Raw genomic sequence first — 25310 nt, 5'->3', positions numbered from 1 at the left:
ACGCCGTATGGAACCGGAGCGCCCGTGCACTACCTGGACGGTTCGCACGGATTGAATGAGAACCCGCGGGAGATCATGATGGGGGAGCTGAACGAGGATCAGTGCTTGGCTGGCGTCTACTCCATCGGAGGTGGCAATTCGGGAATCTTGGCCTTCGACGCTGCAGGGCGCCAGCCAACCGTGTTTATTGGACATGACCTGAACGACGATAATCTTACGCTGCTGCGGACCGGCAGAATCGACGCGCTGCTGCGGCAGGATCTCAACCGATGCTGCAGGATCCTGATGCACGACCACGGGGCCTTGTCCAATGAGCCGCCGATCGAGGCTTCGAAAATATTACCCTATACAACATCCCGGTCGGCCTGTAGCAGCCGGTCCCACGGCCTGATACCTCAGGACCCGCAGGCTCATAATCCGTGAGCGATGGTTTCGTATGGCGTGCGCCTGCGTTAATGCCAACTGCTCGTCAACCACGAACTTGGGCGTCTCTTCAATAAGATCCATTCGATCCGAAGCCGCTTGCCTCTTCTCGCCTGGCAGTTCTGCCATGTTCGTCGCGGAACCACAGGGCACGCGTAACTCGGGTCAGGGCTCGGCTCTGGCAGTGGCCGGCCAGGAGCGTCTCATCCCGGAAGCTGACGGAACGTACGCAGAGAAGTAAGGAATAATGGAGTATCAGGGACCATGGGGAGATCTTCAGGGCACCACTGCGTCCAGTTGATGCAACGCCAAGTGTTCGAGTTTCTCCGCGTGACCCTCTAGGATCAGGCGCTCAGCATCTTCATGGGTGAGGTGACCGATATGCCGACCAAGCAGACGCCTGCGGGATGTCGAGCATGCCTCTACTGCGTGTCCTGGGTCCGGGGCGCGCGCAGCGTCTTCTACACAGCTTTCTCGACGTTTTTGCCGTTCGTCGTCTCGGTTCTCTCGATCCGCTCGACCGCTTGTGCCCTGATCTGTTGACGGCCAGCTCTGTTGACGGCCAGCACGAAGCGATATCTGGGCCGTGATCAGTGCGATGCAGACAGGCAGGGCCACGTCCCTCGCAATCTCTAAGATCGAGGTAAGCACTTCCATTGCTCGCTGCTCTCGTGCTGGCACACCGAGCAGCTACTTCGACGTGCGGCTTGGCGGTAATTCCGATTAGAAGGAGGGCCACAGTGCCAAGTGGTGTCAATCGTCTATTGGCTTGATGCCAGCGTTCCTTGGGCGCGCTTAAAGGGCGGCTAGCCATAGATATGGTTCTCCGTCGACGGATGCCCATTGGGCCTTTGCTTTTAGGGCATCGGGCAGACTGATCCTTCCGTCGAAGATAACCGCCAAGTCCTCACCGCTCATTAGGACGAGCTTGGACTGATGTGAGAGTCGGTAAAGCGCTTCGACTTCTTCCTGGAAACCGGCCATGGAGATGAAAAGACCCAGGGTGGAATCGATACCCCGGTTCGCCTCATGCGCGAGGTCGGCGAGGTCTCCATCGACAGCAGGAGCATGACGCCACCTAGCTTCGACGAGGTACGTGTGTCCCTTTGTTGTTGGAAGGTCCCTCTCATGGAATGCATGTGCGCCTCCATGGCAATCGAGCTATTGGACCGGGACCATCGAGAGCAGCAGCTGGCCACCGGTCAGGCCACGGCGCGTTCTTTGACTACACCGATGAAAGCGTCCAAGGGCTAAGCCATGGGCACTTATCCGATCAGATTCGTCCTCCCGGAGGATCCATTGCTCGCGGATCCTCCGGGTCAGAACAGGCGACCGTAGTACTAGGCGGGGAACGGCACCAGATCGACGGCGGGGACCGGATCGGCCGTGCCGTCGAGGACATCGCGCAGCGCCGGGACGGCTACCGGCTCACTACGGACGAGGGACAATTGAGCTGCATCTGCCACGAGGGACGCGGCTACGGCGTCGAACGGCGTGCACGGGTTGTCACGCTCCCCTAGAACTAGTTCGACAAACGCGACCAGCTCGGCCACGTACGCGTCGACGAACCGCTCGGCAAACGTCTGATGGGCGGTCCCGGCCGGGAACCCCACGTCGGGTTCCGCGGAACGCAGGGCCGACCGGTCGTCGAGGCCAACGACCACGGTGTCCTTGGATCCCTGTACGTCTAGGCGTACATCGTGCCCCGCCCCGTTGTAGCGGGTGGCCGTGGCCATGGCGACGGTGCCGTCGGCGAGGGTGAGCGTGGCCTGCGCCGTGTCTACGTCACCCACAGCGCCGATTTCAGGATCGCCGTTGTTGGTGCCCCGTGCGTAAACCTCGACGATCTCCTGGCCGGTCAACCAGCGGATCACGTCGAAATCGTGCACGGCCATATCGCGGAAGATCCCACCGGAGGTCGCGAGGTACTCCACCGCGGGTGGAAATGCGTCCCCTGACACGGCCCGAAGGCCGTGGAGCCATCCGAGATCGCCGGCGTCGAACCGGCGTTTGGCCTCCTGATAGCCCACGTCGAAGCGGCGCTGATGGCCGATCTGTACGACGCCGGAAACTGCCTCGATTTCTTTCAGTAGAGGTAGCGCGCCGACGACGCCGGAGGATACTGGCTTCTCACAGAACACCGGCAGTCCGGCGGCGAGGCCAACACGAATCAGGTCGGGGTGGGTTGCGGTGTTGGTCGCGATGATGAGGCCGTCGATGCCTTCGCTGATCAGTGTGTCGACACTCTCGGTGGCGCGCAGACCGAGCCGATCGGCAACCTGGCGGGCCGTCTCCGGCGCGGCATCCGCAATCACGATTTCGAGCTGCACGCCGCGAGCTGCCACTTGGTCGCGAACCGTCAGCAGGTTTTGGGCATGCATCTGGCCGATCCGGCCGACGCCGACGAGTCCCAGGGTCAAAGTGTTCATTTGTCTCTCTCTTCTCTCAAGTCTCTTCGATAAGCGAGTCGTCCGTGACTACGGACGCATCTCGAACGGGTCTCCTGCAGCCTTAGCCCGCACTGGCTGCGGCGACCCCGGCGATCGCCACCGTCCGGCCGGTGGCGGCGGATTTGGCGAAGGCTTGCAGGTCGGCGTTGTAGCCTGTGCGTAACGCTCGAGGAAGAACGGCATGTATGGCTCTGCCTGCTCCGTGCCCCGTCGAGTTGTACTTCTTGACGAAAGTTGGCGTGACGTTTCCGACGGACAGCATGCCCTCGGGGCCGAAGGCCTCGAGTCGCTGGTCATAACCGAAGGAACAGTGGCGTGCGCCGGGGTCAAATTCCGGTGGGTTCTCTAGCCAGCCACCGGGAAGCAGGCGAGTGCGGTGTCCTGGGCTTTCTTCAGACCATCGAGGACGGGGAGGGAACGGTGCTCCGCCGAGATTATCTCGACACCCCACGGTCCCGTCCATCCCGCTTCCAGAGTGCGCTCGACGAACGTCCGCGAATCGAAGTCGCCCTCGCCGCAATATGCACGGTTGTTGATGGTGTCCTCGAAGATGGTCCCGACGGTTTTGTGGTAGCCGTCGTCGACCTCGATCGCCGCAACGCGTTCCATCGGTACCACCTTCCACAGCTCCTCGTGGGATAGGCCGGTCTTGGCGGTGTGCCAGATGTCGATCAACAAGCCCGCGGATGGGCTGCTGGAACGTCCCACGACCTCCACGGCTTCCTGCGTGGTACGAAGGTGGGAGAACGGGGTGGCCTCCAAAGCCAGCTGGATGCCCGCTTCGGCGGCCTCGTCCGCGAGGTCGGCGAAGGCGCCAGCGATTGTCGATAGGGGCAGCGGCTGTTCGGTCATACCCGCTCCGACTTTCATATGCCGGGCTCCCAGCACCTTTGCGGCCTCGAACAGGTCTGCACGGATACCATCAGCTGCAGCACGCTCTTCACCGGTGGTCCACCAGTCGTTGAGGAACTCGACCTCGACGATTCCGATGCCGGCGTCGCGGATCATGCGCGATAGTTCGGCGTAGCCGATCGTATCGCGAGCCGCAACAAGGTCGGCATGCACCAGGCCGATGCCGGACCACCCGGTCTGGGCGACAGCGGCAATGCGCTTGGCCAGGGGCACTGGGCTTGTCTCATCGGCCCGCATTGGCGCGGCGTCGCCGGCGCTGGTCCAACAGGTGGCGATCAGTTGAGGGGTCATGGTCTCTTCTTTCGTCGTGCTCATGCTGGGTCCACCTCGATCGAGGTGCCCTGCTGGTTTTCGGATCGGTAGCAGGTATCGACGGCGGGCCACGGCCAGTGCATCCGTGACCGGGGACATGATGGGCCGGCCGGCGCGGATGCAGTCGACTCCATCCGCGCATGCCAAGTGCGCTTGGCGACCGGGAGTGACCGGCGTCCGCCTATCTTCGAGCAGTAGTGCCGCCTAATGGACAATGTGTCCAAAGCATGTCACGAACACTGTACGAGGTCAAACTATGACCCAGAACACTTCGGATGCCTCCGATCCCTAGCCCATGAAATACGCTTTTGCCTGTGGGGCGCCCGAGGTGCCGGTTGGCCTCCATGCTTACTTGACGCACCGGCTCGGCGACAGGGGGGGGTGTTTGGCGGCGGGGGCCAGGATGCCTTCGCCTGGTCCGCTGATCGACAGGGAGGCGTCGGACTCCTCCATGGTGGCGCTATCGTCACTACCCACGGCCAATCATTGAGCTAGGCCGGCCTTGCTTGACGGCTGAATGGCCGGCCCCTGCTCACTCCGCTCTTCGTAACAGATTCGATCGAGAAGTAATCTGGATCACTTTTACGTGTGTTTATGCTACGGTGTGAACATGTTGTCCGGTGTGCGGTACTCGGAGCATCCCGGTCATAGGCTCAAAGTGGACATGTTCACCGTTGCCTTCGGCAAGGGCGGGGTGCCGCTGCTGGCCGTGGTCTTCGACACCCACAACAAGCGCCGCGCCGGCTCCCGCTGAACCACCAGGCCACCCACCCGTTCGTTCCGTCGGAAGGTCCCCACATGTTCGCCCGAACGTTCGAGCCGCCCTCCACCCGCACCCGCCGCAGCACCACGTAGCATCCTGCGCGGCGGAACCGCCGCATTTGAATTACGACCAATCCATCGTTTGAGGGCGCCATGCGCGATTCACAAAGGCATCATCCAGGCAGCGACAAAGGAGTTAAAATGTCTCAAAAATCTACAGTCGACAGACAGGTCACCCTTCCGCCGTTGACCGGTGGACCGCATCGGAAGCGGCTCGGATTGATCTCGACCGTGGCCTGCCTGGGCGGCCTGCTGTTCGGGTATGACACGGGTGTGACCAACGGGGCCGAGGGGCCGATGGCCCAGGACCTGGGGTTGAACCTGATCCAGTTGGGCGTGGTGATCAGTTCGCTGATCTTCGCGGCGGCGGTTGGAGCTCTGGTCTGCGGCCGGATCTCGGATGGATGGGGCCGACGTAAAACGATCATCATGCTGGCGGTGCTGTTCTTCGTTGGCACCCTGCTGGTGGTCTTCTCGCCCGCGCCTCCGGAGCCGGGAACCTTCTCCCTTACGGGGTTCGCGGTCTTGGTATGCGGGCGGATCATGATCGGCCTAGCCGTCGGTGGGGCCTCGACGGTGGTGCCGGTGTATCTGGCCGAGCTGGCCCCATTCGAGATCCGTGGGTCGATCACGGGCCGGAACGAGCTGGCGATCGTGATTGGTCAGCTGTCCGCATTCGCCATGAATGCGATCATCGCCACCTCGCTCGGCGGCATCGTGGACGGCGTGTGGCGAATCATGTTCTCCGTCTCCGCGGTGCCGGCGATCGCACTGTTCATCGGCATGCTGCGCATGCCCGAATCCCCACGCTGGTTGACCGAGAAGGGTCGGTACGGTGAAGCTTTGGCAGTGCTGGAGTCGGTCCGTCCGGCCGAGCGCGCGAAAGCTGAGCTACGGGAGATCGAGCACGTAGCGGTCAAGGAAGTCGAGGAGCACCAGATCGGCTTGAAGGCAGTTCTGACGAACAAGTGGCTGCGGCGGATCGTCCTGGTTGGCATCGGATTGTCCGTGACCCAGCAACTGACCGGCATTAACTCAGTCATGTACTACGGCACGCGCATTCTGGAGGAGTCCGGGATGTCAGCGCAGCAGGCCGTACTCGCGAACATCGCGTTCGGCGTCGTGGCCGTTATCGGCGGCATCATTGCCTTGTGCAACATGGACCGGCTTAACCGCCGCACCACGTTTATCATCGGATTGTCGTTGACCACGACCTGCCACCTGCTGATTGGGGTCGCCGGCATGCTGCTTCCCGAAGGCAACCCGGCCCGCCCAATCGTGATCCTGATCCTCGTGGTCGCATTCGTGCTCTCGATGCAGACGTTCCTGAACATCGCTATCTGGGTGTGGCTTGCAGAGATCTTCCCGCTGCACATGCGCGGGCTGGGTATCGGCGTCTCGGTGTTCTTCGGCTGGACCATGAACGGCTTCCTAGCCCTGTACTTCCCGACGCTTGTTGGCGCGGTCGGCATTTCCGGCTCGTTCTTCCTCTTCGCGGGAATCGGCCTGCTGGCCCTGCTCTTCGTAATCACCCAGGTCCCCGAAACCCGGGGCCGCTCCCTCGAAGACCTCGAGGAAGACGTCTCCACCGGAACGATCTACCACGTCGTCAAGCCCGCCGACGCCCGACATTCCTGACGCCCAGAGCTTTACCCTCCGGAGCTCAATCCCCCGGACCCGTGAAGTGGCCGCCAGCGAGTTCGCCGCAAGCCAACCTGCCTTGCACCGGTCACCGTGGAAGTCCTTCCAGCCGTTGCCGTACTGGGGGCTTGCGGCCCACGTGGAGCGGGGGAAACTCGTACCTTTCGGTCACCTGTCAACGCTGGTGTCGAAACCCTGCAAACCCTCGTGGCGGGGAACGTTGAAGCCATGAGTGGGGATGACTGGCGTTTCTACCTGAACGAGGAAGGCAAGATCCTGAACCTTGTCCATACCGCCGCGTCCGCGCTGCTGGTCCTTGAAGAAACCTGGGTCCTGGCCGACGTGCCCGGGCACCTGATCGACCTCGCATAGCAACTCTTCGGACTGCACCAAACGGCCGCCTAATCACCGAATCCTTGCCGGGCGGAAACCCCGCCCGGCAAGGCCCGGCTCCGCCCCGCCCGCGCGTTCAGGCAAAAGGATAAAGCACCATGGCTGGCAGCAACAGGAGCAGTGAAAGCACCGCCCGGACAGCCGTGCTCACATAGACCCCCCAGGGCTTACCGCCAGGAGAAGCGGGCAATGTCGGCAGCCCCGATGAGCCCCGCCTTCGGTCCCAGTGCCGCCACCTCGATGGGCGCTGCGGGACGGAAACCGCGACCGGTCAGGTTGCGGCCGAACGCGCGGCGGGTCGGCTCCAGCAGCAGCTCGCCTGCTTCGGAGAGTCCACCACCGATCACGAACATCCCGGGGTCCAGGGCCGCGGCAAGGTTGGCCAGGCCCAAACCGAGCCACTCGCCGATGTCCTCGATCAACTGGATGCTGGCCGGATCGCCCTCGCGGGCCAGGGAGGTGACGACGGCGCCCGTGATGTCCTCCGCCCGGCCATCCACCGCGCGGAGCCATTCCTGGGCAACCGGGGAATTTGCCCGGGCAAGTTCGCGTGCCTCGCGGCCGAGGGCGTTGCCGGAGGCATATTGTTCCCAACAGCCGCGGTTCCCGCATTCACAGCGATGGCCGTGCGGGACGATGACCTGGTGGCCGAACTCGCCGGCCACACCCCAGTTTCCCCGCTCCAGCCGGCCGTCGATGACGATGGAACCGCCGATGCCGGTTCCCAAGGTGATGCACACCAAGCGGCTCTGGCCGGTTCCCGCTCCGAAGCGGCATTCCGCCCAGGCCGCGGCGTCGGCGTCGTTGGCCAGTGAAACCCTTCGGTGCAGCAGCTTTTCAAGATTGGTGCGCACCGGCTCGTTGCGCCAGGCCAGATGCGGGCTGAACAGCACAGTGCTTCCGCTGCGGTCCATCCACCCGGCCGCGCCGATGCCGACTGACAGGATGCGGTGGTTAGCGGACAAGGAGCGGACGAGCGAAACGATGACCTGCTCCACTTCGCGGGGATCCTGCCCAGGGGTGGCACGGATTTCTTCGGCGAGGATGCGGCCGTCCGCGTCGACGACGCCGGCAGCAACCTTGGTGCCCCCAATGTCGATCCCGATGGACAGCCCACGGCGCGTCAGCCGGCTGGGCAGCCGGAGCTGGGCGCGTGCACGCGGGACCCGGCCATTACGTAGGGCCGCGGCATGGATCCTGATGGTGCGCGGGCGGTCCGGATCAGCTCTCATCTGTTTCATATTAGGGGTACTTCTGCCAGCTGACCGTGACCGGTGGCTTCGATGACGGAGTATTGGGCCCTGTTAGACCCAGTGGGGCGGCATCTCGACGATGCCGCCCACTAGCCCGTACTTGATGTCGAATGCGTCCTACCGCTTAACCAAAGAGGCCGTCAATGCAGCATCGGCATCCTTCAGGACACTGGCTGCGGCTTCAAGGCCTTCGATCCGGCCAAGCGAGACATCCTCATGCTCGATGTTTACGAGCATTTCGGGATCGACTTCGTAGAGCGCCCGCAGGAACTCCGTCCAATAGGCAGTGTCATGCCCCTTGCCCAGTGCCACAAAGTCCCACGCGGATTCCTTCGGCCATTCGTTGGCCCATTCGTCGCCACCCAGATTCGTGCGCTCCTCCTCGGGCGAGAGGCGCCGGAACCTGTTATCGAGAACCCCGTAGAGGGCAGCCGTCTCCGTGTTAACGCGAACGTCCTTGGCTGCGGCCTGCACCACCAGAGGTCCCAGATGGCGAACCACGGCGACGGGGTCCATCTGCTGCCAGAACAGGTGCGAAGCATCGAGTTCGACGCCGATATGTGTTGCCTTGGTCAGTTCCAGCAGCTTGTATACGTCGGCAGGGTTGAACACGAGGTTCTGCGGGTGGAGTTCCAGCGCGACCTTGACGTCGAGTTCCCGGGCAAGCTGGTCGGTTTCCTTCCAGAACTCCGCCGCGACTTCCCATTGGTAATCCAGCACGTCCAGGGCAGCGGAGTTCCAGGCGTTGACGATCCAGTTGGGACGGGTGGCCTCGGGTTCGCCGCCGGGAAGGCCGGACATGGTCACAACACGATTCTGCCCAAGGCGATGGGCGAGCTGGATCGAACACCGAATGTCCTCGGCGTGCTTGTCTGCGATGGCGCGGTTGGGGTGCAGGGGATTGCCGTTGCAGTTCAGCCCTGCAATCGACACGCCGGTGCCGTCAAAGATGGCCAGATAGTCGTCGCGCGCGGCGTCGCTTTCCAAGATCTCGTCGATGTTGGGCATGTGGACGGGCGGCAGGAAACCGCCGGTGTTGATCTCGATGCCGGTCAGCCCGAGGTCAGCGATGACCTTCAGTGCTTCGGGCAGGGGACGGTCGTGCAGAACTGCGTTGTAGACACCGAGTTTCACAGCGAGACCTGCTTTCCGCCGTTGAGGGCCGATTCGCTGACGGCTGCCAGCAGTTCCATGTTGTGCACACCTTCGTCGAAAGTGGCGCAGCGAGGCAGCGAGGAGGCCTCGTCGATGCCGGCCACCTCTTCGAGGAATGCACGGGCCTGGTAGCCAAAGGCATCGTTCTGGCCGAAACCGACGCTCGGGGCGTCCATAGCAAGGCCGCCTGCCAGGTAGGGGTGCTCAGGGCCGAGGATGACTTGGCGGTAGCCGTTTTCGGACGAGGAACCGTCGTTGAGGAATAGCCCTATCTCGGGCGGCCGGCGCTGGTCGAACTTGGCTGCGCCGTTTTCGCAGAACACCTCGAAGGTGAGGCTGTTGGCGTGGCCTGCTGCTACACGGGAGACTTCAAATCCGCCGCTGCCGTTTTCGAAGACGGCCGAGAATGCGGCGTAGTCGTCGTTTTCAACTACCTCGAAGGTCTCGCTGACCTCAACGTGGTCGTGGCCCATGACAGCGCCCAAGGGAACCGGTCGCTTGCCGATGACTGTGCTCAGTTGGCCGCCGCTGACAGACTGGGCCTGGCCGCAGAGGAATTCGGCGACGTAAGCAAGATGGCTTCCGACGTCGGCGAGGGCGCCGGAGCCGGGACAGCCCTTGTAACGCCAACTCATCGGCGCGGAGGGGCTGAAGCCGTAGTCGGTCCAGTACCGGCCACTGAAGTGCAACACCTTGCCCAGGACACCGGACTGGATAAGGTTGCGGATGTAGGCGATACCGGGCGTGCGCCGGAAAGTGAACCCGATGCGGGCGATGGTCTCGGCGCTGCGGGCAGCGTCGGCCATGGCGCGGGCGTCTTCAAGAGTGTCGGTCAAGGGCTTTTCGCAGAGCACGTGCTTGCCAGCCGCCAGCAGCCCCTCGACAACTTCGCGGTGCAGCGAGTTGGCGATGACCACGCTGACCACGTCGATGTCGTCAGCTTCGGCGATTGCCTGCCAGGAACTGTCATGCCGCTCATAGCCAAACCGTTTGGCGGCAAGAGAGCCGAACTCGGCGTTGACGTCACCGATGGATACTAGCCGGACCTGGGGAAGAGTTGGGCTGTAAAGCGTGGAGGCAGTACGGTAGGCGGCTGCATGGGCCTTTCCCGCCATGCCGGCACCGATAACGGCGACTCCGATATCTTTGGACATTTTCCTTCTCCTTTGAAATTCCGCCGAGCTTGGAAGGGGACTCGGGGTGGTCTGAGGCTGCGCCTTTTGGAGCGCTCCATGTGAGATTACGGCCACACATTTGTCCTGTCAATAGATCTTTTGCTGCGACTCGCGTTTCGATTGCACCTGGAGGGTTGAAGGTGGGATGGCCGCTCCGTTGTTCTGTCCGCAAAGGTGGACTTCGATCGTCCGGGGTGCGACGATTCTGCCTGCCGTCGTAGTTTGGAGCGTTCCACGGTTATACCGGAGTCGGAGCCAGAAACTGTCGGCGGGCAATGCGCTATTTCCGGAAAACCGGAAGGAAGGATGTCATGACTACTGCTAATTCCCGGAAGGGGCAGCGCCCTACGATCTACGATGTCGCCCAGAGGGCGGGGGTCTCCAAGTCGCTGGTGTCGTTGGTGCTGACAGGTTCACCTCTGGTCAAGCCGGACAAGAGGGTGGCCGTGCTGGCTGCTATCCAGGAACTTGGCTACCGGCCCAACCGGGCAGCTTCCACCTTGGCCAGCCGGCAAACCAAAAGCATCGGTTTGGTCATCGATGACTATCGGAATCTATGGTTTGTCAGCCTGCTTAACGGAATGCAGTCCGAGCTGGAGTCTCAGGGTTACCGAGTGGCGGTGGCGGACGCCCGTGCCGATGCCGGCCCCGGCGGAGGGGCTGTCGACCGATTCCTTTCCATGCGGGTGGATGGCCTGGTCATTGCCATGGAGCCGCTGGACTCAATGCTGCAGGCGACGGGAACGCCCACCGTCGTGGCCGGCTGGCGCGATCGGCTGCCCGAAGGCGCAGAGTTCATTGCGAACGACGACGAAGCCGGCGGGCGGCTTGCCGCTGAGCACCTGCTGGAGCTCGGCCATCGGCGGATCGGACATCTGACCGGCACCGGCGGCGCTGCAACCCACCGGAGGAGCGGCTTCAGTGCTGCCTGTGACAGTGCAGGGATAGGTTTTCGCATGCAAGGGGAAGGGCATGGGACAACAGAAGAAGATGGCTACCAGGCGGCACTCGCCCTGCTCGCGGATTATCCCGGCGCTACGGCCATCTTTGCCGCGAACGACACAATGGCAGTGGGTGCCCTCGCTGCGATCAAAGGCCGGGGCCTTTCCGTCCCTCACGACATTTCTGTCATTGGCTACGACAACTCGCCGCTGGCACAGTCCCGCTACCTGGACCTCACTTCCATAGACGGTAAGAGCGAGGAGATCGGCGTCCTGACGGCTCAGGCGTTGTTGGCGCGGATTGACGACCCCAGCCGAAAGCCGCAACGTACTCTCGTCCAGCCGGCAGCGGTTATTCGGGGCACGACGGCGCCTGCCCCAGCCTAAGTCTGCCGACTATATTGCGTCTCCGGCAGGGCCGGAAGCGCCCCTCTATCCACAATCTTTACGTTGAATGTAAGTATGTCAGTACAAACGTTTGACAGGACATATTCTTCTCGTGCAAAGTAGTTGATGTGGTTCGGCTCACAGCCAGCCAGCAGGCGGCCGCGAATGGCCCGCCCCGAAACAGAGAGGCCGAGGATCTTAAGTGGCTCACGATTTGCTTACCATGGGACGGATCAGCGTCGACATATATCCGAATGAAATCGGGGTCGGGCTGGCAGACGTCAGTACGTTCGGCAAGTACCTGGGCGGCTCCCCGTCCAACGTTGCTGTAGCCGCCGCGCGGCACGGCCGCCGCAGTGCCATCATCACCCGTACCGGCGAGGATCCGTTCGGCGAGTACCTGCACCGCGAGCTGCACAAGTTCGGTGTGGACGACAGCTTCATCACGGCGGTTCCGGGCCTCCAGACCCCGGCGACGTTCTGCGCCATCATGCCGCCGGAAGATTTTCCGCTCTACTTCTACGGCCGTTTCCCCACGGCTCCCGACCTGCAGATCGCGGCCGGCGAGCTGGACTTGGACGCCATCCGCGACGCCGGCATCTTCTGGTCCACTGTCACCGGACTGTGTCAGGAGCCCAGCCGCTCTGCCCATCTGGCCGCCCACGAAGCGCGGCGCCGCGAGGACCTGCAGGCCGGCCAGTTCACGGTTCTTGACCTGGACTACCGCCCGATGTTCTGGGCCTCCGAAGAGGAAGCCCGCGAGCAGGTTGCGCGCATCCTGCCGCACGTGAGCGTGGCCATCGGCAACGACAAGGAATGCGCCGTCGCAGTGGGCGAAGGTACTCCCGACGAGCAAGCGGACCGGCTGCTTGAGGCAGGCGTGGAGATTGCTGTGGTCAAGCTTGGACCGGAGGGCGTGATGGCGAAGACCCGCTCGGAACGCGTGGTCTCGGCCCCGGTCCCGGTGGAGACCGTAAACGGCCTCGGCGCCGGCGATGCCTTCGGCGGTGCTTTCTGCCACGGACTGCTGGCGGGCTGGCCGCTCGAGGCGGTCCTGGACTATGCCAACGCCTCCGGCGCCTTGGTGGCCTCCCGACTCTCCTGCGCGGATGCGATGCCGACGCCGAAAGAGGTCAATTCGCTACTGGCCGAACGCGGGCGCAACGTTCCGGCTCCCGTGGAGGCAGTCCGATGAGCGAGTTTGACGACAATCCTCGCCGCTACGAGCACCTCTCGCGCATTCGGCTGGAAGATCCGGACGCTGTGGCACGGGCGGCAGCCGTACGCCGGCGGCACCCGGGGCTCAAGCTGGGCGAGCAGAACTTTATCGTAGCCGCGGATCATCCCGCCCGCGGCGCTCTCGCTGTCGGGGAAAATCCCACGGCGATGGCCGATCGGCGCGATCTGCTGGACCGGATGCAGGAGGCTTTGGCCAACCCGGCCGTGGACGGGGTGCTGGCCAGCCCCGACATTATGGATGACCTGCTGCTGCTCGGAGCGCTGGAGGGCAAGCTGCTTTTCGGTTCGATGAACCGCGGCGGCCTCGCCGGCTACGTCAACGAGATGGATGACCGCTTTACTGGCCACAGCGCCGCCGCACTGGAAGCCCTCGGCGCCACCGGCGGCAAGATGCTCACCCGCATCTGCCTGGGCGACCCGGCTACCGTAGCCACGCTGGAATCCACGGCCAAGGCCATCGACAGCCTGGCCGAACGCCGACTGGTCGCCATGGTGGAGCCCTTCATTTCGGTGTGGGACAACGGCCGGGTCCGCAACGACCTGAGCACCGACGCCGTGATCAAGTCCATCGCGATCGCCTCCGGCCTCGGTGCCACCAGTGCCTACACGTGGATGAAGCTGCCGGTGGTCCAGGACATGGAGCGCGTTATGGCTGCCACCACCATGCCCACGGTCCTGCTGGGGGGGGACCCGTCCGGCACGGCCGAGGAGATCTATTCGAGCTGGGGTGCTGCGCTGCGCCTGCCCGGCGTGCAGGGCCTGACCGTTGGCCGCACCTTGTTGTACCCGAAGCAGGGCAGCGTGGGAGAGGCCGTGGCCACCGCCGCATCGCTGCTGAAGAGCCGTACCGAACAGGAGATCGCCAGCTGATGGCAACCCGCAGAATGACCGTGGCCCAGGCGGTCGTAGAGTTCCTGGGCAAGCAGTACACCGTCGATAACGTCGGGGGAGCAGAGTACCGCGAGCGGCTGATCCCGGGCATGTTCGGCATTTTCGGCCACGGCAACGTTGCCGGCGTCGGCCAGGCCCTGAAACAGTGGCAGGTCCAGGATCCGACTCTCATGCCGTACTACCAGGGCCGAAACGAGCAGGCCCAGGTACATCAGTCAGTGGGTTACGCCCGGCACATGCGGCGCCGCGCCACTTTCGCGATCTCCAGCTCGATCGGTCCGGGTTCCTCGAACCTGCTGACCGGTGCTGCCCTGGCCACCACCAACCGCCTGCCCGTGCTGCTGCTGCCTTCGGATACCTTCGCCACCCGTGCGGCGGACCCGGTGCTGCAGCAGCTGGAGCGCCCGGACGCCTACGACATCACGGTTAATGACGCCTTCCGACCGCTGTCCAAGTACTTCGACCGCGTCACCCGCCCGGAGCAGTTGTTTTCCGCCTTCCATCACGGGCTTCGCGTCCTGACGGACCCGGCCGAAACCGGAACCGTGACCATCTCGCTGCCGCAGGACGTGCAGGCCGAGGTGCTGGATGTGCCGGAGGAATTCCTCGCCGAGCGGGAGTGGCGAATCCGCCGCCCCGAGCCGGAAGAGGGCGACATCCGCCGTGGCGCCCAGCTGATCCGCGCGGCCAAGCGTCCGCTGATCATCGCCGGCGGTGGCGTGCTGTACTCCTTCGCAAACGAGCAGCTCGCCCGGTTGGCCGAGCAGACCGGCATCCCGGTGGCCTACACGCAGGCCGGCGTGGGAGTACTCCCATGGGACGCCCCGTACTGCCTCGGTGCGGTCGGCTCCACTGGAACGACGGCGGCTAACGCTCTCGCCCGTGAAGCGGATCTGATCATCGGCATCGGCACCCGTTACGAGGACTTCACCACCGCCTCGCGCACGGCGTTCCAGAACCCGGACGTGCAGTTCGTCAACATCAACATTGCCCCGATCGACGCGTACAAGCAGGGCACCAGCCTGCCGATCGTCGCCGACGCCCGCAAGAGCCTGGTCAAGCTGGTGGAGAGCCTCTCCGGCTACCGGGTGGCCGGCGATTTGGAGCAGCAGGTGGCCGCAGAGAAGGACCGCTGGAACAAGACGGTGGACGAGGCGTTCGACAGCCGGCACACTCCGCTACCAAGCCAGAACGAGATCATCGGCGCCGTCAATCGCACCATGGACGCCCGCGACGTGGTCATCTGCGCGGCCGGTTCGCTGCCCGGGGACCTGCACAAGATGTGGCGTGTGCGGGACCCGTTCGGCTACCACGTGGAATACGCATACTCCTGCATGGGCTACGAGATTCCCGGCGGCCTGGGCGTGAAGCGAGCGGCCATCGACGAGGCCGACCGCGCCGCGGAGGGCTCGGCCGACGCCGAGCCGCGCGACGTAGTCGTTATGGTCGGTGACGGCTCCTACTTGATGATGCACACGGAGCTGGTCACGGCAGTTGCCGAGGGGATCAAGCTCATCACGGTGCTCATCCAGAACCACGGCTACGCCTCCATCGGCGCGTTGTCCGAATCGCTCGGCTCGCAGCGGTTCGGCACCAAGTACCGCACGCTGGACAAGAAACACCACACATTCGACGACGGCGAAAAGCTGCCGATCGACCTAGCCACCAATGCCGAATCACTCGGCGTGCGGGTGATCCGGGTCGAGCCCGGCGAGAACGTCATCGCCGACCTGGAGGCGGCGGTCGCCAAGGCCAAAGCCGAGCCGGAAGGAACCGGACCTGTGCTGATCCATATCGAATCAGACCCGCTGATCGACGCGCCGGATTCCGAGTCCTGGTGGGATGTGCCGGTGGCCTCGGTCTCCGAGCTGGACTCCACCAAAAACGCCTACCGCACCTATGCGGACCACAAGGCCCAACAGAAGCCCCTGATCTAGTAATTTTCCACTGCAACACCGAGGAGCAACCATGACCACCACCATCACGCACTTCATCAACGGAGCGGAGACCGCCGGCGAGGGCGACCGCACCCAGCCCGTCTACAACCCGGCCACCGGCGAGGCCACCGGAGAACTGCGACTGGCCAACCGTGCGGATATTGACGCCGTCGTCGCCTCGGCTAAAGCCGCCTCCGAAATCTGGGCCGAAACCTCGCTGACCAAGCGCACCGCCGTGCTGTTCAAGTTCCGCGAACTGCTGGCAGCCAACGTGCAGGAACTGGCCAAGATCGTCACCAGCGAGCATGGCAAGGTCGTCTCCGACGCCGCCGGCGAAATAGGCCGCGGCCTCGAGGTTGTCGAGTATGCGTGCGGTGCCTCGCAGTCGCTCAAGGGTGAGTACTCGGACCAGGTCTCGGGCGGGATCGACGTCTTCTCCTTCCGCCAGCCGCTCGGTGTGGTTGCCGGCATCACGCCGTTCAACTTCCCCGTCATGGTGCCGTTGTGGATGGCCCCGGTAGCCATCGTCACCGGCAACGCCTTCATCCTCAAGCCGTCTGAGCGCGACCCCTCCGCCAGCCTCTTCATGGCTCGGCTGTGGAAGGAAGCCGGACTGCCCGACGGCGTCTTCAACGTGCTTCAGGGTGATAAGGAAGCCGTGGACGGCCTGCTGACTCACCCGGACGTGGACGGCATCTCCTTTGTCGGTTCCACCCCGATTGCCAAGTATGTGCACGAGACCGGCACCAAGCACGGCAAGCGAGTGCAGGCCCTGGGCGGCGCAAAGAACCACGCGGTGGTGATGCCGGACGCGGACATGGACCTCGCCGCAGACCACATCAACGCCGCGGCCTTCGGCTCCGCCGGCCAGCGCTGCATGGCCATCTCCGTGGCTGTTGCCGTCGGAGATGCCGCCGAGGACCTCGTGGCCAAGCTCAAGGAACGCGCAGAGGCGGTCAAGGTAGCCAACGGCCTGGAGCCGGACACGGACATGGGACCGGTCATCACCCCGCAGTCCAAGGCCCGCCTGCAGAAGATTGTCGGTGAGGCCCAGGATGACGGCGCCGCGCTGATCGTGGACGGCCGCGAACTAATGGTCAAGGACCATGAAAACGGATTCTTCGTCGGCCCGACCATCATCGACCACGTCCGCCGCGAGATGAGCGCCTACCAGGAGGAGATCTTCGGACCCGTCCTCGCCGTGGTGCGCGTGGCCAACATGGCCGAGGCCCTTGAGGTCATCAACTCCAACCCCTACGGCAATGGCACCGCTATCTTCACGTCCTCCGGTGCGTACGCTCGTGCCTTCACCCGCGGCGTCACCGTGGGCATGGTCGGCGTGAATATCCCGCTGCCGGTGCCGGTGGCCTGGCACTCGTTCGGCGGCTGGAAGGACTCGCTGTTCGGCGACCACCACATCTACGGCCCCGACGGCGTGCGCTTCTACACCCGCGGCAAGGTTGTCACCCAGCGCTGGCCCGAACCGAAGCAGGCCTCCAACGCGTCCTTCGCGTTCCCGTCCAACTGACGCGCGCCCATCCGGCCCGCCGATTAACCCCGCCAAGCACAAGGCTGAAAGGACTGATTCATGTCCGAGGTTGAGAACAAGCTGATCATCGGGACCGCTCCCGATTCCTGGGGCGTCTGGTTTGCAGATGACCCCAAGCAGACACCATGGGAGCGCTTTTTGGACGAGGTCGTGGAATCCGGCTATAAGTGGATCGAACTCGGTCCCTACGGTTACCTGCCCACCGACCCGTCCAGGCTGGCAGATGAGCTGAAGGCGCGCGACCTGAAGGTCTCCGCCGGCACCGTCTTCACGGCCTTCCACCGGGGCGTGGACCAGTGGGACATCGCGTGGGAACCTGCCCGCAGGGTAGCGGAACTGACCGCGGCCGTCGGCGGGGAGCACATCGTGGTCATCCCCGCCATGTGGCGCGACGACGTCACCGGCGAGGCCGTGGAGAACGGCGAACTCACGGTGGAGCAGTGGGATGACCTGTTCAACGGACACAACCGCCTGGGCAAGGTCCTCTCCGAGGAGTACGGCCTGCAGCAGCAGTTCCACTCCCACGCAGATTCGCATGTTTGCGTGCAGCCGGACATCGAGCGCTTCCTGCAGAACACGGACCCGCAGCTGGTCACGCTGTGCCTGGACACCGGCCACGCTGAATACGGCGGAGCCAGCAGCCTGGACCTGATCGAAAAGTATCCGGAGCGGATCGGCTACCTGCACCTGAAGCAAATCGACCCGAGCGTGCTCAAGACCGTCCGCGAGCTGAACATGACCTGGGCCGCCGCCAACCTGGCCGGCGTCATGATCGAGCCGCCGAACGGCCTGCCGGACCTGTCGAAGGTGATCGACGCCATCGAGAAGCTGGACAAGCCCATCTTCGGCATCGTCGAGCAGGACATGTACCCGGTGGCGGACTTCGGTGTGCCGATGCCCATCGCCAAGCGGACCTGCAGCTATCTGCTCTCCTGCGGTTCCCGGACCCGCGTCCAGTAGCCCGTCCCACATCGCTCGCAACCACCATCAGCCAGAAGGAAACACCATGAGCCTGAACCTGCGCGTTGCCGTGATCGGCGCCGGACGCATGGGCATTGACCACATCCAGCGCATCCACCGCCGCATTCACGGCGCCGAGGTGGCCGCCGTCGTCGATATCGACCTGGAGCGTGCCACAGCCGCCATCGCCGACATTCCCGGCGCCGTGGCGCTGACGGATGCCCAGGCTGTCTTGGACAACCCGGAAATCAACGCCGTACTGATTGCCACCCCGGGCTTCCTGCACGAGGAGATCCTGCATGCGGCGCTGGCCAAGGACATTCCCATCCTCTGCGAAAAGCCGCTGACTCCGGACGCCGAGTCCGCCTGGAAGGTTGTTCAAGCGGAGGAGAAGCTTGGCCGCAAGCGGATCCAGGTAGGCTTCATGCGCCGTTACGATGCCGAATACGCGCAGCTCGGCGACATCATCCGCGCCGGCGAACTCGGCGAACTGCTGGTGCTGCACCACCAGCACCGCAACCCGACCACCCCGCCCGGCTTCACCAACGAGATGCTGATCAATGACTCCGTCGTCCACGAATTCGACGCCGTCCGCTTCTTCACCGGCGAGGAAATCACCTCGGTCCAGGTCCGGATGGGCAAGCGCACCCGCAACGCCCCCGAGGGCCAGCACGATCCGCAGCATGTGCTGCTCGAGACCGAGTCCGGCGTCCTGGCCGACGTGGAGATCTACGTCAACGCGCAGTACGGCTACGAGGTCGGCACGCAGGCATCCTTCGAGGATGGCGTGGTCAGCATCGGCGGCGACTCCGGGCCCTCTGTGCGGACGCAGGGCCGCTGGGGCGGCAAGGTGACCCCAGGCTTCGAGGAGCGCTTCGGCGCAGCGTACGACGTCGAAATCCAGGCGTGGGTCGATGCCGCGCTGAAGGATGAAATCGGCGGCCCGAGCGCATGGGACGGCTACGCCACGGCTGCCTGCTGCGAAGCGGGCGTCGAGGCGCAGAAGACGGGCGGCAAGGTCGCCGTCGAGCTGAACCCGAAGCCCGCGCTGTACAACTAAACCTCCGCATGGCGGGAGGCGCCTGGAACCAACGGCCCTCCCGCCATTCCCATGTCCCGTCTACTCCGGGCCCAAATCCGCAAGGAGCGCTATCGATGAAGATCGCCCTAGATCCCACCCCGTTCCATCACAGCCACTCGGTGCTCGAGTTCCCGAAACTCGCCGCCGAACTCGGCTACAAGTACATTCAGCTCACCCCGCACAAGGACGTTATCCCCTTCTTCACCCATCCGAAGGCCGACGACGCCTTGATCGCGGACCTGAAGAAGGCCTGCGTTGAGGCCAGCGTCGAAATCGCATCGGTGCTGCCGGTGCTGCGCTGGTCCTCTCCGGACGAGAACTTGCGTGCAGCCGCAGTCCGTTACTGGAAGCGCGCGGTACAGATCGCCGTCGACCTCGGCGTGACGCAGATGAATACAGAATTCAGCGGCCGGCCGGAGCAGCCCGAAGAATCCGAGGCGGCGTTCTACCGGTCCATCGAAGAGCTCGTGCCCGTCTTCGAACGCGAAGGTGTGCACGTAGCCATCGATCCGCACCCGGACGACTTCGTCGAGGAAGGCCTGGCCGCCTGGCGGGTCATCCGCGGCGTCAACTCACCGAACCTGGGCTTCGTCTACGTCGCGGCCCATTCCTTCCACATGAAGGATGATCCGGCCGAGATCATGCAGGCTGTGGGGGACCGGCTCCGCGTTGTCCATGTTGCGGACACCATGAGCCACCACGCCTCACACGGCCTGCGTTACATCACGAACCCGCCCGGCAACCCGGTGCGCGTTCACCAGCACCTGAAGATCGGCGACGGCGACGTGGACTGGCAAGACTTCTTCGGCGGACTCGCCGAGAACGGCTTCCTGGACCGGCCGGATTCGGTCATGGTCTCCAGCGTGTTTGGCGAAAACGAGAATGCTGTCGACGTGGCCCGTTACCAACTCCAGACGATGAAGGAATTCGTCGGCGGTTTCCAGTGACCGGCAGGCGCTCCGATGGAGGAAATGTGAGCTCTACAGAAACGGAAAAGACTGAGGTGTCCTCGGGGCCGGCTCGAGCTGCCGGATCGGAAAACAAGCCAAACAAGGCGCTCAAGCGCATCACCGCCATCAGCACGCTGGGCGGCCTGCTCTTCGGCTACGACACCGGCGTCATCAACGGCGCCCTGCCCTTCATGGAGCAGGACCTGGGGCTAACACCGTTCACTACCGGACTGGTCACCAGCGCCCTGCTCTTCGGCGCGGCATTTGGTGCGCTAATGGGCGGCCGGCTGGCCGATCGGTACGGCCGCCGCCGCATGATCATTGCTCTCGCCGGCGTGTTCCTGATCGGCACCCTGGGTGTTTCTTTTGCGCCGAACGTGGAGATCATGGTCCCGTTCCGCTTCGTTCTCGGGCTGGCCGTGGGCGGGGCCTCGGCCATGGTTCCGGTGTTCCTGGCGGAGATGTCTCCCGCGCACATGCGCGGGCAGATGGTGACCCGCAACGAACTGATGATTGTCAGCGGGCAGTTGCTGGCGTTCGTGACCAACGCGGTCCTCGGCAACGTGTGGGCGGACGAGCTGCACATCTGGCGCTGGATGCTGGTGCTGGCCACCCTGCCCGCGATCGCCCTGTGGCTTGGCATGCTCCGGGTGCCGGAGAGCCCGCGATGGCTGGCCTCGATCGGCAGCTTCGAAGAGGCCTTCGAGGTGCTCAAGAGAATCCGGTCCGCCGCGACAGCCCGGAGGGAATTCGATGAGGTCCGCCACCTGGCCCGCGAAGACTACGAGTCCAAGAAGGGCTCCTTCAAAGACCTGACCGTCCCGTGGATGCGCCGGATCTTCCTGATCGGTGTGGGCATTGCCATCTGCCAGCAGATCACGGGCGTGAACTCGATCATGTACTACGGCACGGAGATCTTGAAGGAATCCGGGTTCGGCACCGAGGCCGCCTTGACAGCGAACATCGCCAACGGCGTGATCTCGGTTCTGGCAACCTTCGTAGGCATCTGGCTGTTGGGACGTGTGGGCCGCCGGCCGATGCTGATGGTCGGCCAGATCGGCACGATTGTGGCTTTGGCTCTCATTGGTATCTTCTCCCTGGTGCTGCCGGAGGGGACTACGAGGGGTTTCGTCATCCTGGGTCTGACCGTGACCTTCCTGGCCTTCCAGCAGGGGGCGATCTCCCCGGTCACCTGGCTGATGCTCTCCGAGATCTTCCCGCTGAGGATCCGTGGTCTCGGCATGGGAAGCACCGCATTCATCCTTTGGATGGTCAACTTCGCCGTAGGCTTCAGCTTCCCGGTTCTCGCGGAGGGGATTGGTATCGCGGGTACGTTCTTCATGTTCGCGTTCTTCGGAATCTTCGCCGTCGTCTTCGTAAAGGCGTACCTGCCGGAGACGCGCGGCAAGACCCTGGAGGAACTCGAGGAGCAATTCCATGCGGGCGACACTGCCGCGCTTCGCCGGGAAGGCGCTTCGGTACTGGTCAACCGGCACTAGGCGACCGCACCATCTACCCCGGCCATCGTGAGTTCCTTTCAGGACTTGGAGGACTGCCCACCGGGAACGGTCGGAAGAAGAAGGGCCCGGGCACGGCAGAACAGCCGATCCCGGCCCCTCGTCATGTCCGGCCCTTTACCCCACGTGGTCAATTTGTTAGTATGTCAGGACAAACCAACCCTGAAGGAGGCGCACATGCCGCTGATCCGTATTGATGTCATCGAAGGCCGTTCCGAGCAGGAGCTCGAAGCCGTCAGCCAGGCCATCCACACCGCCGTCGTCGCGGAGTACGGGATTCCGGAACGGGACTACTTCCACATCCTGACCGTGCACCCTTCCGGCCAGATTGTTGCCCAGGACGCCGGCCTTGGGTTCGAGCGGTCCCGCGGCGTCGTCATGATCCAGATCTTCACCCAGGAAGGCCGCAGCGCCGTCGCCAAGACGAGCCTGTTCGAGGCCGTCCACAACTCGTTGGCCGAGGTCGGCGTCGCCAGCGAAGACGTCTTTATCGGCTACATGGAAAACGGGCCGGGGGACTGGTCCTTCGGCTTCGGGCGCGCCCAGTACGTCACCGGGGAACTGGCTGTCCCCAAGCGCTGACACCCCTGCAGTTACTCCAACGGCGGCCATCCTTCCACAGGGCACCGCCCTCCGCCGGCCTGCGGGACATGGTTTAGTGAACGGGACGATGCGGCTCCAGCCTGCGCATCGCGGCCCGGAACCCCATTTCCCGTTCTTCTTCGCTACGGAACGCATCGTTGCTGACTGTCACGGCGACGTTCCCCGGCCGCCCGCCAGCGCCGCTTCCATGATGCCGGCGACGACTGGCTGGAGAAGGCCGGCCGGCCGCAGCCGATGGGCAAGCTCGGTCAGCGGACTTCGTGGTATTCCTGCTGTCCGAACAGCCTCCGGCACATCCGGCGCCTTGAGAACCACGCCATGGCTCCAGCAGTGGCCGGCGATTCGGTCCAGCTGCGCCACACAACCGGCCGGCGTCCAATCCTCGTTGGAGGTGGAAGCGCGCGCGGAATATAGATGCTGGACCGAGACCGAGGGCGAGGACACTATCAGTTGGCTGTCTTCATCGGGCACGACCTGAATCCGGACAACGTCCACCTGCTGCGCGAAGGCCGGATCAGCGCATTGCTGCACCATGACCTGCGCCAAGACGTCAACCGGTGCTGCCGCATTCTGATGCGCCATCATGGTGCTCTGCCCGTGGACCCGGTGTCGGATGCGTCAAAGATCGACGTCGTCACCCCGCACAACATTCCGGCCGGACTGTAGGCAGTCCGGCCGGAATAACCCGGGATTTGCGTGCCCTGTTCCTTGAGTGGTCAGGCGGTAAAGGGCAGCCGGGGATCCATCTGCTGGCCCTCCCAGGTCTGGCGGATCCAGCCGTGGTGCGGGTCGTCGCTGATCAGCCATTCCCGGACGCGGCCGGGGCCGGCCATCACGTTCAGGTAATACAGGTCGTAGCCCGGGGCGGCCATGGCCGGTCCGTGCCAGCCGTAAGGGACCAGGACCACGTCGCCGGTGCGGACCTCGGCATTGACATCGATGGGCCGATCATCCGAGGCATAGACACGGGCATACCCGATAGCGTCCGCCTCGGCAGGAGCCGGCGCGTCCTTAGCCGGCCGGGTCTCAAAGTAGTAGATCTCCTCAAGGCTGGTCTCGCCGTCCTTCTCCTCGTCATGCTTGTGCGGGGGATACGACGACCAGTTGCCTGCCGGCGTAATGACCTCGCACACAATAAAGCGGTCCGCTTCCAATGCCGCGGGGGTGCCGAAGTTGTGCACTTGTCGGGAGCAGATCCCGGAGCCGCGCAGTTCCACCGGGGTATCTTCGGCTTTGATCAAGCGCACCGGGTAGCTGGCCTTGGCGGGCGCCAGCGCCACCGCCACCCGTCCGCCGTCGGACGAGGAGATGGCGATAGAGGTTTCGATGCCGGTGTACAGCACATCCGAGGGGCCTGCGAAAACGGATCCTCGCCCGCGGAGTGCGTAGTCAAAGCCGTCCACGGTTACGGTGAAGGCACCTTCAAGCGGGATCACGATGCGCTCCTCGGCATCGGCCGCCAGCTTCACGGCCTCGCCCGGGGCGAGCCGGGCCATTTTGATGCCGGTGTGGGCCCAGCCGTCCACCTGGATAGGGCTGTCGCCGGCGCCGAGCGAGACCTGCCAGGGGCCGTCGCCCGCGGTTCCTAGCGGGTACACCCATTGCGTAGATTCGGGCATGGCTATGCTGCCTTTCGTTGCGGGAACGGAGTCGGTCTGTGTGTAACGGAAGCTGCTTATGCGGTCTGCCGACCTGTCCGGTGTGTCAGCGTTGGACCAGGGTCATCTCGAAGCTGTAGGAATCGGCGCGGTAGACATGATGCCCGGTTTCGACATTACGCCCGGTGTCATCTACCGCGGTTCGTTCCATGGTGACCAGTGCGGAACCTGTCTCGGCGTCGAGCAGGCCGGCCTGCCTAGTATCCGCCACCATGGCACCGATACGCTGGCTGGCCAAGCGGAAGTTCACTCCGGCATCTCGCAGAATCTGGTAAAGCCCGAGCTGCCGCAAGCCTTCTTCGGTGATCTCGGTAATGTCATCCCGGACCCAGTTCTCCATCAGCGCCAGTGGTTTGCCACCCACGCTCCGCAGTCGGGTGAAATGGTAGACGTTCACACCGGAGGTCAGGTCAAGGGCCTGTGCGATGGACTCATCGGCCTTGCCATGACGGAACTCAAGGACCTCGGTGGTCGGCTCCTGGCCCGTGCGCTTAAGGTCGTCGAAAAGGCTGGACAGCTCGAGGTGGCGGCGGACCTGGTTGGAAACCACCTGTGTTCCCACGCCGCGTTTACGGACCAGCAGGCCGGAGCGGACCAACTCGTCCATGGCCTTGCGCATGGTCGGCCTCGAAAGCTTGAGTTTGCTGGCCAGCTCGATCTCGTTGTCCAAGCGGGAGCCGGACTCGAGTGTTCCGCTGTGAATGGCCGCCTCAATGCCCTGCACTACCTGGTGATACAGAGGCACCGGCGAGGACCGGTCTATAGGGATATTGAGGTCTGTGCTCATTACTCCTCCTCCGACTGCTTCCGGGTCTTGGGTGATGTTGTTAAAGATGATAGGACAAATGGCCTTGCCGTGATGGTATCAGCGATTTCTCTCGCGCCCACGGGTAGTCCCAGGAGTGAGGAGAGATCTAACGTCACAGTTTTTTCTTATTGTAAATATGTCCTTACATACTATTGACTTCTGTGACTCCTGTCACCATGCTTGTTCCCAAGGAACTGAACCGGGGCGAAGGCAATGCTTCGGGAAGCGGTCCACCGGCCTTCGGGGAAGGCCG

Annotated in this window: 23 protein-coding genes; 15 read left to right on the top strand and 8 right to left on the bottom strand. The window is 63.8% G+C overall.

Annotation, left to right across the window (positions count from 1 at the left end; genetic code table 11):
* The first annotated feature begins 24 nt into the window (after positions 1-24).
* The gene (locus B0G38_RS03515; protein ID WP_264668166.1) at positions 25-423 is read left to right on the top strand and encodes a type 1 periplasmic-binding domain-containing protein; all 399 of its coding nucleotides are present in this window, start codon (positions 25-27) and stop codon (positions 421-423) included.
* A 1340-nt stretch (positions 424-1763) separates the two neighbouring features.
* Here the strand turns inward: B0G38_RS03515 and B0G38_RS03510 are convergent.
* Complete coding sequence (locus tag B0G38_RS03510; protein WP_264668165.1) at positions 1764-2852, bottom strand: Gfo/Idh/MocA family protein; 1089 nt, start codon at positions 2850-2852, stop codon at positions 1764-1766.
* A gap of 366 nt (positions 2853-3218) precedes the next feature.
* Positions 3219-4100, bottom strand: coding sequence for a sugar phosphate isomerase/epimerase family protein (locus B0G38_RS03505; RefSeq protein ID WP_264668164.1), 882 nt, complete (start codon positions 4098-4100; stop codon positions 3219-3221).
* Between the two features lie 601 nt (positions 4101-4701).
* On the opposite strand from B0G38_RS03505, the gene B0G38_RS03500 reads away from it, so the two are divergent.
* The 3 genes from B0G38_RS03500 (at position 4702) to B0G38_RS03490 (ending at position 6932) form a co-directional block, all read left to right on the top strand.
* On the top strand, positions 4702-4851 hold the full coding sequence (locus B0G38_RS03500; RefSeq protein WP_264668163.1) for a hypothetical protein: 150 nt from the start codon (positions 4702-4704) through the stop codon (positions 4849-4851).
* A gap of 161 nt (positions 4852-5012) precedes the next feature.
* Positions 5013-6557, top strand: coding sequence for a sugar porter family MFS transporter (locus B0G38_RS03495; RefSeq protein ID WP_264668162.1), 1545 nt, complete (start codon positions 5013-5015; stop codon positions 6555-6557).
* Between the two features lie 231 nt (positions 6558-6788).
* Positions 6789-6932: a hypothetical protein gene (locus B0G38_RS03490; protein ID WP_264668161.1), complete on the top strand. Its 144-nt coding sequence runs from the start codon at positions 6789-6791 to the stop codon at positions 6930-6932.
* Positions 6933-7120: 188 nt separating this feature from the next.
* On the opposite strand, the gene B0G38_RS03485 is transcribed toward B0G38_RS03490, so the two are convergent.
* The 3 genes from B0G38_RS03485 to B0G38_RS03475 all read right to left on the bottom strand — a co-directional run bounded on the left by B0G38_RS03485 (position 7121) and on the right by B0G38_RS03475 (position 10515).
* Positions 7121-8194 (bottom strand): ROK family glucokinase, encoded by a 1074-nt coding sequence (locus B0G38_RS03485; protein ID WP_264668160.1) that lies wholly within the window; start codon positions 8192-8194, stop codon positions 7121-7123.
* Between the two features lie 129 nt (positions 8195-8323).
* Positions 8324-9340 carry a sugar phosphate isomerase/epimerase family protein gene (locus B0G38_RS03480; RefSeq protein ID WP_264668159.1) on the bottom strand — a complete coding sequence of 339 codons (1017 nt, stop codon included), beginning with the start codon at positions 9338-9340 and terminating at the stop codon, positions 8324-8326.
* The gene (locus B0G38_RS03475) at positions 9337-10515 is read right to left on the bottom strand and encodes a Gfo/Idh/MocA family protein (RefSeq protein ID WP_264668158.1); all 1179 of its coding nucleotides are present in this window, start codon (positions 10513-10515) and stop codon (positions 9337-9339) included. The genes B0G38_RS03480 and B0G38_RS03475 overlap by 4 nt, the downstream gene beginning before the upstream one ends.
* Before the next feature lie 332 nt (positions 10516-10847).
* Here B0G38_RS03475 and B0G38_RS03470 point away from each other — a divergent pair, with 332 nt between their 5' ends.
* The 10 genes from B0G38_RS03470 (at position 10848) to B0G38_RS03425 (ending at position 22570) form a co-directional block, all read left to right on the top strand.
* On the top strand, positions 10848-11864 hold the full coding sequence (locus B0G38_RS03470) for a LacI family DNA-binding transcriptional regulator (RefSeq protein ID WP_264668157.1): 1017 nt from the start codon (positions 10848-10850) through the stop codon (positions 11862-11864).
* A gap of 202 nt (positions 11865-12066) precedes the next feature.
* A complete protein-coding gene (iolC, locus tag B0G38_RS03465; protein WP_264668156.1) occupies positions 12067-13059 on the top strand; it encodes a 5-dehydro-2-deoxygluconokinase in 993 nt (330 codons plus the stop codon).
* Positions 13056-13973 carry a Cgl0159 family (beta/alpha)8-fold protein gene (locus B0G38_RS03460; RefSeq protein ID WP_264668155.1) on the top strand — a complete coding sequence of 306 codons (918 nt, stop codon included), beginning with the start codon at positions 13056-13058 and terminating at the stop codon, positions 13971-13973. The genes iolC and B0G38_RS03460 overlap by 4 nt, the downstream gene beginning before the upstream one ends.
* A 14-nt stretch (positions 13974-13987) precedes the next feature.
* A complete protein-coding gene (gene iolD, locus B0G38_RS03455; protein WP_264668273.1) occupies positions 13988-15931 on the top strand; it encodes a 3D-(3,5/4)-trihydroxycyclohexane-1,2-dione acylhydrolase (decyclizing) in 1944 nt (647 codons plus the stop codon).
* 31 nt (positions 15932-15962) lie between these two features.
* Positions 15963-17459, top strand: coding sequence for a CoA-acylating methylmalonate-semialdehyde dehydrogenase (locus tag B0G38_RS03450; protein ID WP_264668154.1), 1497 nt, complete (start codon positions 15963-15965; stop codon positions 17457-17459).
* Between the two features lie 60 nt (positions 17460-17519).
* Entirely contained in the window at positions 17520-18440 is a 921-nt protein-coding gene (locus B0G38_RS03445; protein ID WP_264668153.1) for a sugar phosphate isomerase/epimerase family protein, read from the top strand.
* Between the two features lie 46 nt (positions 18441-18486).
* The gene (locus B0G38_RS03440; protein ID WP_264668152.1) at positions 18487-19500 is read left to right on the top strand and encodes a Gfo/Idh/MocA family protein; all 1014 of its coding nucleotides are present in this window, start codon (positions 18487-18489) and stop codon (positions 19498-19500) included.
* A 95-nt stretch (positions 19501-19595) separates the two neighbouring features.
* Positions 19596-20468 carry a sugar phosphate isomerase/epimerase family protein gene (locus B0G38_RS03435; protein WP_264668151.1) on the top strand — a complete coding sequence of 291 codons (873 nt, stop codon included), beginning with the start codon at positions 19596-19598 and terminating at the stop codon, positions 20466-20468.
* Between the two features lie 26 nt (positions 20469-20494).
* Positions 20495-21970, top strand: a complete 1476-nt coding sequence (locus tag B0G38_RS03430; protein ID WP_319801220.1) for a sugar porter family MFS transporter — start codon at positions 20495-20497, stop codon at positions 21968-21970.
* A gap of 195 nt (positions 21971-22165) precedes the next feature.
* The gene (locus tag B0G38_RS03425; protein WP_264668150.1) at positions 22166-22570 is read left to right on the top strand and encodes a tautomerase family protein; all 405 of its coding nucleotides are present in this window, start codon (positions 22166-22168) and stop codon (positions 22568-22570) included.
* 168 nt (positions 22571-22738) lie between these two features.
* On the opposite strand, the gene B0G38_RS03420 is transcribed toward B0G38_RS03425, so the two are convergent.
* Positions 22739-23062 carry a hypothetical protein gene (locus B0G38_RS03420; protein ID WP_264668149.1) on the bottom strand — a complete coding sequence of 108 codons (324 nt, stop codon included), beginning with the start codon at positions 23060-23062 and terminating at the stop codon, positions 22739-22741.
* Here B0G38_RS03420 and B0G38_RS03415 point away from each other — a divergent pair.
* Entirely contained in the window at positions 23042-23257 is a 216-nt protein-coding gene (locus tag B0G38_RS03415; protein WP_264668148.1) for a type 1 periplasmic-binding domain-containing protein, read from the top strand. The two genes, B0G38_RS03420 and B0G38_RS03415, sit on opposite strands and share 21 nt — an antisense overlap.
* A 50-nt stretch (positions 23258-23307) precedes the next feature.
* Here the strand turns inward: B0G38_RS03415 and iolB are convergent, their stop codons facing one another.
* Complete coding sequence (gene iolB, locus B0G38_RS03410) at positions 23308-24210, bottom strand: 5-deoxy-glucuronate isomerase (RefSeq protein ID WP_264668147.1); 903 nt, start codon at positions 24208-24210, stop codon at positions 23308-23310.
* An 85-nt stretch (positions 24211-24295) separates the two neighbouring features.
* A complete protein-coding gene (locus B0G38_RS03405; RefSeq protein ID WP_264668146.1) occupies positions 24296-25036 on the bottom strand; it encodes a GntR family transcriptional regulator in 741 nt (246 codons plus the stop codon).
* Positions 25037-25310 lie beyond the last annotated feature (274 nt).

Origin of the sequence: Crystallibacter permensis, from assembly GCF_025960875.1 — a bacterium.
In the GTDB taxonomy this organism is placed as follows: domain Bacteria; phylum Actinomycetota; class Actinomycetes; order Actinomycetales; family Micrococcaceae; genus Crystallibacter; species Crystallibacter permensis.
The sequence above is the reverse complement of the archived record's forward strand: the minus strand, read 5'-3'. Positions and strand labels throughout refer to the sequence as shown.

Excerpts from the sequence above, each read along its gene's own strand:
- iolD (WP_264668273.1), top strand. The coding sequence starts at position 13,988 with ATGACCGTGGCCCAGGCGGTCGTAGAGTTCCTGGGCAAGCAGTACACC.
- B0G38_RS03470 (WP_264668157.1), top strand. The coding sequence starts at position 10,848 with ATGACTACTGCTAATTCCCGGAAGGGGCAGCGCCCTACGATCTACGAT.
- B0G38_RS03460 (WP_264668155.1), top strand. The coding sequence starts at position 13,056 with ATGAGCGAGTTTGACGACAATCCTCGCCGCTACGAGCACCTCTCGCGC.
- B0G38_RS03425 (WP_264668150.1), top strand. The coding sequence starts at position 22,166 with ATGCCGCTGATCCGTATTGATGTCATCGAAGGCCGTTCCGAGCAGGAG.
- iolB (WP_264668147.1), bottom strand. The coding sequence starts at position 24,210 with ATGCCCGAATCTACGCAATGGGTGTACCCGCTAGGAACCGCGGGCGAC.
- B0G38_RS03505 (WP_264668164.1), bottom strand. The coding sequence starts at position 4,100 with ATGAGCACGACGAAAGAAGAGACCATGACCCCTCAACTGATCGCCACC.
- B0G38_RS03405 (WP_264668146.1), bottom strand. The coding sequence starts at position 25,036 with ATGAGCACAGACCTCAATATCCCTATAGACCGGTCCTCGCCGGTGCCT.
- B0G38_RS03510 (WP_264668165.1), bottom strand. The coding sequence starts at position 2,852 with ATGAACACTTTGACCCTGGGACTCGTCGGCGTCGGCCGGATCGGCCAG.
- B0G38_RS03445 (WP_264668153.1), top strand. The coding sequence starts at position 17,520 with ATGTCCGAGGTTGAGAACAAGCTGATCATCGGGACCGCTCCCGATTCC.
- B0G38_RS03495 (WP_264668162.1), top strand. The coding sequence starts at position 5,013 with ATGCGCGATTCACAAAGGCATCATCCAGGCAGCGACAAAGGAGTTAAA.
- B0G38_RS03490 (WP_264668161.1), top strand. The coding sequence starts at position 6,789 with ATGAGTGGGGATGACTGGCGTTTCTACCTGAACGAGGAAGGCAAGATC.
- B0G38_RS03485 (WP_264668160.1), bottom strand. The coding sequence starts at position 8,194 with ATGAAACAGATGAGAGCTGATCCGGACCGCCCGCGCACCATCAGGATC.
- B0G38_RS03475 (WP_264668158.1), bottom strand. The coding sequence starts at position 10,515 with ATGTCCAAAGATATCGGAGTCGCCGTTATCGGTGCCGGCATGGCGGGA.
- B0G38_RS03435 (WP_264668151.1), top strand. The coding sequence starts at position 19,596 with ATGAAGATCGCCCTAGATCCCACCCCGTTCCATCACAGCCACTCGGTG.
- B0G38_RS03450 (WP_264668154.1), top strand. The coding sequence starts at position 15,963 with ATGACCACCACCATCACGCACTTCATCAACGGAGCGGAGACCGCCGGC.
- B0G38_RS03440 (WP_264668152.1), top strand. The coding sequence starts at position 18,487 with ATGAGCCTGAACCTGCGCGTTGCCGTGATCGGCGCCGGACGCATGGGC.